We start from the raw sequence: 10916 nt of genomic DNA, 5'->3' as shown, positions 1-10916 counted from the left end.
CTTTTGTCAACCCTTCCCTATGAAGTGATGTAGGAGGGAGAGTCATCTCCCTCATCCATTTAACGTTTGACTACAAATTGCGATCGCAAAGTTGATTTAATCTGTTTGACAAGCTCAGCCACGGTTGGCCGCTCAAAAACATAACGAATCGGTAGTTCCGCACGAAGTGTTTCATTAATCCGCGATATCACTTGGGTAGCAAGTAATGAGTGTCCACCTAGCTCAAAGAAATTATCATGTAATCCGACTCGCTCTACTTGCAATACTTCTTCCCAAATCTTAGTAATCTTCTTTTCCATCGGCGTTCGCGGAGGTACATACTCAACCTGGAATAAGCTATAATCCGGCTTTGGCAATTTCTTACGATCAACTTTTCCATTTGTGGTACGCGGAAACTCGTTTAGCACTACAAACAATGCCGGAATCATATACTTCGGTAACCTTTGTTCCAACCACTCTCGCCATTCATCTTTCCGATTTTCACTAGCAACGACATATGCGACTAACTGTTTTTTGCCCGGCGTTTCTTCAAATACTTGAACCAAAGTTTCTTTAATCGTTGGATGCTCATTGAGCACCGTTTCGATTTCTCCCAATTCAATTCGGAAACCACGAATTTTCACCTGATGATCGATACGACCAAGAAACTCCAACTGACCATCTGGTAAGTAGCGTACCAAATCCCCTGTTTTATATAGTCTGTCTTTAGGTTCATCACTAAATGGATGGAATATGAACCGCTCACGGGTTAATTCATCTTGCCCTACATAACCACGTGCTAGCCCCTCACCACCAATGTATAACTCACCAGGAATGCCAATCGGAACGGGCAGCAGCTGGTCATCCAGTACATGGAGCTCAATGTTGTCGATGGCTCTCCCGATCGGTGGCAATGTAGACCATGGGTTTCGTCCATTGATGCAAGCAGCGGCAACCAACACCGTGCTTTCTGTCGGTCCGTATAAATTGAATACCTTGACGGGGAAATTAGGCGGTGGATAAGCATATAGTTGATCTCCGCCAGTAAATAAGAAGCGTAATGAAATATCTTCCGGCCATGAAAGCAAAAACAAACTTTCTAGCATGGATGGTGCAACACAGATAATCGTAATTTTATGCTTTAATATCCAGTCTTTTAACGCAACAGGAGATAAACGATCTTCCTCCGTAGGTAGATATAAGCTAGCTCCAACCCATAATGCTGACCATACTTCCCAAACGGAAGGATCAAAAGCTACTCCCATCATTTGTGCTATCCGGTCTCCTGATGTAAGTGAAAAAGTTTTTTGATACCAATGTAGTAAATTGATGAGTGACCGATGACAAACTTCTACCCCTTTGGGTGTACCTGTCGATCCTGAAGTATAGATGACATAAGCTAAGTGATCTGCGGTTACATTGGATGTCGGCTCTATTCTTGCCTCGTCAAGCCAGTTGCCCTTATCTGTATCTAAGCATAGTACCTTTGTCTTAGCTTGTGACAGATTGGCTCCCCATTTTTGGGTAGTTAGCACAATCGAAATACTTGCATCTTGTAGCATCCAAGCCACTCGCTCAGATGGTAAAGCTGGATCAAGTGGAACATAAGCTCCTCCCGCTTTCAATATGGCTAATTGACTTAAAATCATTTCGGGGGAACGCTCTAGATAAACCCCTACTAATGTATCCGGTCCAACTCCACATTTTTGTAAGTAATGGGCAAGTTGATTCGCCTGTCCATTTAACTCCCCATAACTCCAGATTTCATCTATGGAGACAATGGCAGATGAGTTCGGCTGTTTTTCTGCGTGTCTGGCTACCCATTCATGCACCAAGCAATCTAATGAGTAAGGTGATTGAGTTTGATTCCACTCTGCTAACTGGCGCTCTTCTTCTTCTGTAAGAATCGATAGAGTAGCTAAAGGTTGTTTTGGCATATCGATCATACGTCTTAGCAAAATCTCTAAGTGCCGACTCATTTGCTCAATCGTTTCATTCGTAAAGCGATTTTGGTCGTATAACCATTTCATCCATACTTGTTTACCAGGTGCGACAACGAGTGCCAATGGATAATTTACCTGTTCACTACCATCTATTTGTGTTAGTTGCAATTCACCCTGTGTTTCCTCCATGAAGTCCCCAACTGGATAATTTTCAAATACATACATGTAGTCGAACAGATTAACTCCCCGCGACAGTTCGCTCCATCCTTGAATATCTAATAGAGGGGTATATTCAAATTGTCGCATTTCCAAATGTTCCTGTTGCAAATTTTGTAGCCAGTTTAAAATAGACTCTTCAGTTGGAAGATACACACGAACAGGTAAAGAGTTAATAAACAGTCCTACCATTTTCTCAATTCCCGTGAGTTCAGCGGGCCGACCTGAACCGGTTGCCCCATATACCAGATCCCTTTCTCCACTATAACGGCTAAGTAGCAAGGCCCATGCTCCCTGAATTAACGTGTTTAAGGTTAGGTGATTTTGACGAGCAAATGCTTGTAGTTCGTTCGTTAACTCTTTTGACAGGGAAAACACTTTTTGCTTAGGATCTGGAGGAACGGACTCTGCTTGCACCTTTTCAATAGGTAGAGAAAGTGGTGTCGTATACCCTTGAAGCTTTTTGCGCCAAAATGCTTCAGCTTCAGCCAAATCTTGCTGTTTAAGCCACTGAATGTAGTTTTTATATGGACGAACTTCCTGAAGTTGAAAACTTGAATCACTTATCCATCCATCGTAACTACGGAGTAGATCTTCGATCACAAGTGGCATACTCCAGCCATCCAAAATAACATGATGATAACTCCAAGCGAGTTGATAGCTTTCTATCCCTTTTTGAAAAAGTGTTAACCGCATGAGTGGAGCTTGATCTAAAGAAAAGCCTTGCTTGCGATCTGCTTCCAGAAATGCTTGTATTTTCTGCTCTTGCTCTTCAGGAGTATAACGGGACAAGTCTACCAACTGAATGGGTACGGGTACTTCACCAGCAATCACTTGATGAGGAGTTTTAAGACCTTTCCAAATCACATAAGCTCGTAAAATTTCATAATGATTCATTACTGTTTGCCAAGCTTTTTCAAATGCAACCGGATCTAACTTCCCTTGAAAAGTAAGCAACATCTGAACCACATAATCCCCTGATTCCTCTCCATACAAAGTATGAAACAACAACCCTTGCTGTAGAGGAGAGAGTGGGTATACATCTTCGATCTGACGGCTTTCACCCAAGTACTGCTCTAGTTCCTGTTGTGAAAGCTCAGCAAGCGGAAAATCGGAGGGGATATAACCACCTGCTTCGGGTGATGAGCGATGGGCGATGATATCTCTGATCGCTGTTATAAAATCGGAGGCCAACTGCTCAATCGTCTCCTGTCGATGCATTGCTTCGCTATACCAGAAAGTCATCTGTAACTTTTCATTCATAATAGCCCCTACTACATCAAGAAGATGCGGTCGAATCGAGTTACCATCCATATGCTTACCACGATCTTCAGGTGCTTCTCCTTGAAATAGTGCTCCCCGTGAAATCGTGCCATCCAGCTGCCCCAAGTAGTTGAAACTGATCTCTGGCGACATGGGGGCAAGCTTCGCTTTAATGGTTGGATCAGAGTGTAAATATCGTAATAGACCATATCCAATTCCGCGTCTTGGAATCTGGCGAACCTGCTCTTTTACCGTTTTTAATCGTTGATAAATGGTTACTTGATCAGTTAGATCAACACAAACAGGATACAAACTCGTAAGCCAACCCACCGTTCGAGATAAATCGATACTTGGATGAAGCTCTTCTCGCCCATGTCCTTCTATATGGACACAGATTGCTGATTGTTTGGTCCATTGATTGATTGCTTGTGCTAGTGCTGTAAGAAGAACCTCATTCATTTGTGTTCGATACGCTTGAGGTACATCTTGTAGCAACACACGTGTTTCCTCTTTACTTAACTGACATGTCACTTTGCGTACCGATTTCTCTGTGTTTTCTCCATAAGAATAGTCCACAGGTAAAGGAAGTAGATCCTTCTCAATCCAAGTTAACCAATAATCAAGCTCTTGCTTCGTCTCTTCTGATTTTGCTTCATCGTACAATACGTCCATCCATTGTTGGAGTGAAGACGTTTTTGCTGGGAATTGAACTGGCTTTCTCTGTTTTAACTGGTAATAAACGGTCTCTAAGTCTTCAAGCAAAATCCGCCATGATACCCCATCGACTACTAAATGATGGATAACCCATAATAGACGCCCTGGAACCTTAGCACCTAAATCAAAGTAAACCATCCACAAAATCGGACCACGTGTGATATCTAAACTGCTTTGTACATCTGCCGAAATTTGTTCGATCAACTGACTTTGTATCGTCGGTGTATACTTTTCCAAGTTGATATAACGAAATGGAACACTGTTTTCAGTTGTCTGATAACTTTGCTCTACTACCCCATCCTTTTCAACAAAACGTAATCGTAAGGCATCATGATGAGTAAGTAGCTCCTGCAATGTTTGCATCAGTAAATCTGGTTCTAATCGCTCTTTCACCTCTAACAATACTGATTGATTCCAATGGTGACGATTGACAACTTTTTGCTCCCAGAACCAATGCTGGATTGGAGTCAAAGGTACTTTTCCGGTCAAGATTCCCTGTTCTGCTTCTACTTGATTTTCGTGCTTTGCTACTAATGCAAGCTCAGCAATGGTTTGATTTTCAAACAGCTGTTTGGGTGTGATTTTTAATCCTTGTTGTTTCGCTTTGGACACAATTTGGATACTTAAAATCGAATCCCCACCCAAAGCAAAAAAGTTATCATGAATTCCAATGCGTTTTACCCCTAAAATTTGCTGCCAAATCTTTACAAAGATCTGTTCAATAGGATTTCTTGCTGCTACATACTTTCGTGATTCAAGTGTTCCTTCATATGATGGAGCTGGTAGTGCTTTGCGGTCGATTTTGCCATTAGCAGTAAGTGGAAGAGCATCGATGACTACAAAAGCTGTGGGAATCATATACTCTGGCAAATGCTTCTTAAGATAGCGCCTGCAATCGTAGGTTGAAAATGTCTCTTCCTGTTTGATGACTACATAAGCAACAAGGCGTTTCTCTCCTGGTTGATCCTCTCTTGCTATCACGACTACTTCTTTGATTACATCATATTCAGCTAAGATCGCTTCAATCTCTCCCAGTTCAATTCGAAAGCCACGTATTTTAACTTGCTGATCGATCCTTCCTAAAAACTCAAGTTGACCATCTGGTAAAAACCGTACCAAATCCCCTGTTTTATATAAGCGAGCGGATGTATCAGCCTTGAATAAATGCGGAATAAAGTGCTTTTCTGTCAGTTCAGGACGATTTAAATATCCTAAGGAAATTCCCTCACCACTGATATAAAGCTCTCCCGGAACACCAATGGGAACTTGCTTTCGATAAGCATCTAACACGTACACTTCTGTATTATCAATCGGTTTACCAATCACCGGTAATCGATCTTGGTTACCTTCCCTTAGCACCGGTGCGGACGTAGTTACCACTGTATTTTCAGTTGGTCCATAATGATTAATGACATCAGCTGGGAAATCACGTGGTGGATAAACTCTTAATTGATCCCCACCTGTCAGAAATTTACGCAGTGACATCGATCTCGGCCATTTTAAAACCAGTAATTTTTCCAATAATGGAGTAGGGATAAAGCTAACTGTAATCTTCTGTTCAATTAACCAATTGCGAAGATCGACTGGAGATAGGCGAGTTCCCTCATCAGGAATATAAAGGGTCGCTCCAGAAGCGAGTGCAGGCCAAATCTCCCAAACAGAAGCATCAAAAGCCACTCCAGCCAATAATGTACACCGATCTTGTGTAGTAAGCTTATATTCCCCTATATGCCAAAACACAAGATTAAGTAGCGAACGATGACGAATCATTACTCCTTTGGGCTTTCCTGTTGATCCTGATGTATAAATTACATAAGCCAACTGCTCTGGATCCAGTGGTGTATGGAGATCTTTTATACTTTCTTGTTCGATAGCTTGTGTAGCTTGATCCAACACAATGATGCTATATCCGTTAGGAACTTGATGTTTTAAATAAGATTGGGTCAAAACCACTTTCGCCTGAGAATCTTCTAACATATAGGCAATACGTTCCTGCGGATAAGCTGGGTCAATAGGTATATAAATGGCTCCGATCTTTAAAGTAGCAAGTAAACTAATGATTAAATCACCAGATCGATCCATACTAATACCGATCCAGTCTCCTTGTTTAACTCCAGATTTGAGCAAATAATGCGCAAGTTGATTGGCACGTTGATTTAATTCCTTATAGGTTAAACTTCCTTCACTACTCACTACAGCGGGCGATCCGGGGTATTGCTTTGCCACCTTTTCTACAAGTTCATGAACACCCTCTTGTAGGGGATAAGACTTTTGAGTTTGATTCCACTTCTCTAAGCAATCGTGTTCAGACTCTGTCAAAAGTGAAAAAGATGTAATTGGTTGATCAAGATCAACGACCATTTCTTCTAAGATACGGGTAAAGTGTTCTGCCATCCGCTTGATCGTTCCAGCTGTAAACAAATCCGTATTATATTCCAGATCAACAATGAGCTCATCGGTCATTTCCGTTATATTACAAGTTAGATCAAACTTAGCCACTTGATGTGGAACATCAATCCACTCACTGGTAAGCCCCTCGACTTGTGGTAGTGTTAAATCGAGGTTTTGTAGTGCAAACATTACTTGAAACAAGGGGGTATGGCTTAAATCTCTTTCTAGCTGTAACTCATCTACAATTTTTTCAAAAGGGACATCTTGATTGGCATACGCCCCCAGAGACACTTCACGTACACGAGCTAATAGCTCTCGAAAACTAGGACTTCCAGAAAGATCCGTCCGCAAAACTAACGTGTTCACGAAAAATCCGATAAGCCCTTCTAAACTTTTTTCAGAACGATTCGCAATTGGACTACCGATCGCAATATCTTCTTGCCCGCTGTACCGACTGAGTAGTGTTTGAAATGCTGCGAGCAAGGTCATAAACAACGTAACTCCTTCTTGACGACAAATCTCCTGAAGACGATGACACAGATCAGATCCAAGCGAAAAGCGATAAGTCGTTCCACGAAACGTTTGCTCTAAGGGACGTGGATAGTCGGTAGGTATCTCCAATACAGGAACGTCTCGTAGCTGTTGTTTCCAATACGCTAATTGATGCTCAAGAATATCACCTTGTAGCCACTGGCGTTGCCAAGTTGCAAAGTCAGCGTACTGAATCGGTAGTTCAGAAAGTTTGGCTTGATTTCCTTGTATTTGACTTTCATACAGTTCAAATAGCTCATCCAGCAGGATACGAAGGGACCAACCATCTGAGATGATATGATGCATATTGACATAAAGAAGCCAGCTTTGATCTTTAATTTGATACAGATGTACACGAAACAGCGGACCATTCGTCAGATCAAAGGGTCGACCTGCATCTAGCTTTACAAATTCCATCGCTTCCTCTTCTGCCTGAAGCACTACACGCATATCGTAGAACTCCCACCAATCAGAGAGTTCCTCTTGTAATAGTTGCCACGCTTGCCCATCGATTTCATGAACGGTCAAGCGCAAAGATGACTGCCTTTGAATCAGCTGCTGAAAGCTTTGCTTTAAGATTTCTACATTTAGCTCACCGTGGAGGCGAATGGCAAATGGGACATTATAAGTACCTTGATCGGTCATTAATTGATCTAAAAACCAAAGCCGCCTTTGTGCATAGGAGAGTGGAATAGGTCCATCTTGCTTATCACTCTGTTTAACTTCCTGCTTTATTCGCTTGTGATCCCCGCGCAGTTTTACCTCGAGCCATTCAGCTAACTGAGCAATCGTCGTCTTTTCAAAAAGGATTCGAATAGGTATCTCGATATGAAAAGCCTCACTTAATCGGGCGGTTACTTGTGTAGCTAGCAGAGATTGACCACCCATTTCAAAAAAGGATTGGTGAATTCCAATATTTTCTCGATGTAATACTTCGCTCCATATCCCCCAAATGATCTCTTCAACTGGAGTCCGTGGAGGCATGAACTCGGCTATAACCATCGTTTCTTCAGGAGCAGGTAAGGCTTTTCGATCAATTTTCCCATTAGCGGTAAGTGGCAAATGATCCAATTGAATAAAAACAGTCGGCACCATATAATCAGGTAATTTGCTACTTAGGAAAGTTTTCCACTCTTCTACCTCATGCATATATTCCGAAACATAATAAGCAACCAAGTATGCATTTTCCTTATTCTGCTCATAAGGAATGACAGCTACTTCTTTGATAGCAGGATGCTGCAATAAATTGGCTTCAATCTCTCCTAGCTCAATCCGGTATCCACGAATTTTAATTTGATGATCCATCCGTCCCAAAAATTCAAGTTGACCATCTGGTAAAAACCGTACTAAATCTCCTGTTCGATAGAGTCGAGCTCCTAACTCTTGACGAAAAGGGTGCGGGATAAAACGTTCATTCGTCAGTTCATCTTTCAGATGATATCCACGTGCCAAACCATCCCCACCAACATATAACTCTCCAGGAACTCCAATAGGTACAGGATGACGGTCAGAATCGAGTACATACACCTCGGTATTGGCAATCGGTCTTCCGATTGGGGGCATTCCTGTGATATTCTCACATTCTTTAAGTGAACATGCTGTAGTAACTACTGTATTTTCCGTTGGTCCATAATGATTGATGACCTCAATCGGAAAATTTGGAGGTGGAAGGTAACGCAGTTGATCTCCACCCGTTAGCAATTTGCGTAACTTTACCTCTTTGGGCCAATTGAGAGCTAATATTCTTTCTAAAATCGGCGTTGGTAAAAAACAAATCGTTACTTCGTTTTTTATCAACCATTGCTGTAAATGGGCAGGAGATAAACGCGTTTCTTCATTTGGTATATATAAGCTTGCCCCTGCAACGAGTGTTGGCCAAACTTCCCAAACAGAGGCATCAAAGGCTGTTCCAGCGATTAACGTTGTTCGATCCTCACTACTTAGTTGATACTCTCTGATATGCCAAAACACCAAATTTAAAAGGGAACGATGAGAGATTTGGACTCCTTTAGGAAGACCTGTAGAGCCTGATGTATAGATCACATAAGCAAGCTGATCCATTTCCGTCATAAGCTCCAGTTCATCTTCACTTTCTAATGTGATCTCATCCCAAATTGAATCCAAAACAATCATCTGCTCTTGATTTCTCATGAGCTTCTGACTATAGACCGCTTGAGTAAGTACGATGCGTGCTTGGGAATCCTGAAGCAGATACGCCAAACGTTCATCTGGATAGGCTGGATCCATGGGCACATAAGTACCACCTGCTTTTAAAACGCCCAAGACAGCAACAAGCAGCTCAAACGAACGATCCATACAAATACCTACTAAATCACCTGTATGCATTCCCTTCTTATGCAGATATCGTGCTAATTGATTAGCACGTCGATTTAATTCACCATAAGTGAGTATGTCTTTGTCATCCACAGCAGCAATCTGATCAGGAGAGTGTATAGCTTTAAGTTTTATCCATTCATGAACACTCATCTCTTGTGGATAATCAGTTTTGGTTTGATTCCACTCTACTAGTAATTGCATTCGTTCTTCGGGATTCAAAAGCGAAATCTGAGATAAAGGCTGCTCCATATCCTCGGTCAATTGATCCAATAGTGTTAAAAAATGCTGCGAAATCCGTTCAATCGTTTCACGTGTATATCGATTTGGGTCCCACAGCCATTTGATTAAAAGATTTTCTCTAGGGATGATGACCAGATTTAAACTATAATGTGGCCGCTCAATCGACCTTAGATCTGTAAGCTTAATTCCTCCACCAGTTAATGAAACCATCGGATAGTTTTCAAAAGCGAGTAATGAATCAAATAGCGAAGCATGACTAGGTATATCACTCCAGCTTTCTATATCTGCTGGCGAGCTATACTCATAATCTCGTATTTCGGCTTGTTGCTTTTGAATACCATGTAGCCACTCTCCCACTGTTTGAGCTTGAGGAAGTTGAATGCGGGTGGGAAGTGTATTCATAAACATGCCTACCATCGACTCAAAACCGCGTAGGTGTGTAGGACGTCCCGAAACGGCTGTACCAAAAACAACATCTTTCTGACCACTGTATCGGCTTAAAATGAACGCCCAGGCTCCTTGTATCAATGTATTCACTGTTAAATGTTGTTGTCGGATTTTTTCTTGTATTTGAGAATACTTTTCTTCCGGAATATACAATTCCATTTCTTGCAATAATAATGATGATTCGGAATATGGATTTGACTTTTCTACTCGTAATGATATCGGTTCAGAATACCCCTTTAACAATTGACGCCAAAACAGCTCCGCTTGTCTTTTATCTTGCTCCTGCACCCATTCGATATAATCACTAAACGGTCGGGGTTCAGGTAAATAAAGACCTTTTCCAGTAACATCAGCTTCATAAGTAGCCAATACCTCTTTTAATAAAATGGGTAAGCTCCACCCATCTAAAATCAGATGATGAAAACTCCATAACACTTGAATTTTCTGTTCTTCACATTGTACAATCGTTAATCTCATCAATGGAGCTTCATCTAATTGAAAGCCTTTTTCACGATCTTGTCTAAGCAGATCCTGCCACTTTTTAGCCTGTACTGAAGTAGACAAAGGACTCCAATCTTCATAAACAATGGGCAAATCGATTTGTCGAAGTATCACTTGCAAAGGCTGTTTTACTTCCTCCCAAACAAAGGACGTACGTAAAACAGGATGTCGATTCACCACATAGTGCCAAGCCATTTGGTATTTTTCAATATCGAGTGTACCTGTTAGTGTAAAAGTGACTTGATTGACATAAAATTGGAGATCTTTGTCATAAAGCGAATGAAACAAAATACCTTGTTGGACAGGGGTCAGTTCGTATAAATCTTGAATCTCCTCCGTTAGCAAGACTGATCG

Annotated in this window: 1 protein-coding gene; it reads right to left on the bottom strand. The window is 41.6% G+C overall.

Annotated features, from left to right (window positions below):
- Window positions 1–59: 59 nt before the first annotated feature.
- Window positions 60–10907 (bottom strand): non-ribosomal peptide synthetase, encoded by a 10848-nt coding sequence (locus DL897_RS04485; RefSeq protein ID WP_113657941.1) that lies wholly within the window; start codon window positions 10905–10907, stop codon window positions 60–62.
- Between the last annotated feature and the right edge of the window lie 9 nt (window positions 10908–10916).

The sequence above is a fragment of the Thermoflavimicrobium daqui genome (assembly GCF_003313465.1).
Classification (GTDB): domain Bacteria; phylum Bacillota; class Bacilli; order Thermoactinomycetales; family Thermoactinomycetaceae; genus Thermoflavimicrobium; species Thermoflavimicrobium daqui.
This window is presented reverse-complemented; position numbering and strand designations above follow the sequence as displayed.